This is a genomic window from Stenotrophomonas testudinis (assembly GCF_024499815.1).
GTDB lineage: Bacteria > Pseudomonadota > Gammaproteobacteria > Xanthomonadales > Xanthomonadaceae > Stenotrophomonas.
Map to the genome: position 1 here is coordinate 1 of NZ_JAMOKY010000078.1, position 1,148 is coordinate 1,148.

Genomic DNA, 1,148 nt, shown 5'->3' on the forward strand with positions numbered 1-1,148 from the left:
CTCGGCTCTTATCTCTTCCGACTCTGGCACCTTAGGTGCCGAGAGCCCGGCGCGGACGACCGTTCGGCTCTAGGTCTTTTCGATCGCTCTGTAGCAAGGATCTCCGCGCCGGTTTCTCCCTGATCCGCCCGAACAGTTGATCGAGCTGGCACTCGTACTGATAAGACTGGGCAAGCGGGGGGAGCTCTCGACCCTGTCAGCCTAGCGGAGTTGCCCCATGTTTGGGATCGGGATCGACGTCAGCGGTGAGAATCTGGATGTGGCCGTCCATGAACAGGCCTTCCGTCAGTTCAAGAACAACAAGCGGGGCTGGGCCAGTCTGATCAAGTGGCTGCAGCAGTGGCCAGCCAAGCAGGTCGTGCTGGAGGCCAGCGGCGGCTATGAACAGAAGGCGCTGGACGCCTTGCATGGAGCTGGCTTGCCGATGGTGCGGATCAACCCGGGCCGTGGCCGCAGCTTCGCCTCAGCCACCGGGAAGCAGGCCAAGACCGATCGCATTGACGCCATGGTTCTGGCCCACATGGCCGACGCTCTCAAGCTGACCCGTTACGTTCCGCCAGCGGCCTGGCAGCGCCGTCTGGGTGAGCTGTGCCAGCGTCGGCGCCATCTGGTGCAGATGCGGGTGAGCGAGCATCAGCGCATGCGCGCGTTCAGCGAACCCAGCCTGATTTCCATGCTGAATCAGCATCTGCGCCAGATCCAGAGGAGCATCAAGCAGCTCGATTCCATCATCGCAGCGCTCTTGGCCGAGCAGGATGGATGGCGTGACTTTGCCAAGCTTAAAGGCGCTGGCCCGGTGCTGATGGCAACCCTGGCCTGCGAGTTGCCAGAGCTGGGAAGGCTCAGCGGGAAAGCCATCTCGGCCTTGGTAGGGGTTGCCCCCATGAGCCGCGAAAGCGGCACTTGGAAAGGACGACGGAGCATCACCGGCGGCCGTGCCGTTGTACGCGAAGCGCTCTACATGGCAGCGCTGACCGCCAAACGCTATGAGCCCAGGCTCAAGGAATTCTTTGAATCCCTCGTCAACCAGGGCAAGCCAGGCAAGGTGGCCCTGGTCGCGGTGATGCGCAAGATGCTGGTGATCCTCAACGCCCGCAAGCGGGACGCGGAGGCCCAGATGGCCTCCGCCTAACAAGACAGTTGCTACA

1 protein-coding gene is annotated in these 1,148 nt (G+C 62.5%); it reads left to right on the top strand.

The genetic code is table 11. The features are described 5' to 3' along the window. The first annotated feature begins 217 nt into the window (after positions 1-217). Positions 218-1,132: an IS110 family transposase gene (locus NQ204_RS19540; RefSeq protein ID WP_256644703.1), complete on the top strand. Its 915-nt coding sequence runs from the start codon at positions 218-220 to the stop codon at positions 1,130-1,132. Positions 1,133-1,148: the final 16 nt, after the last annotated feature.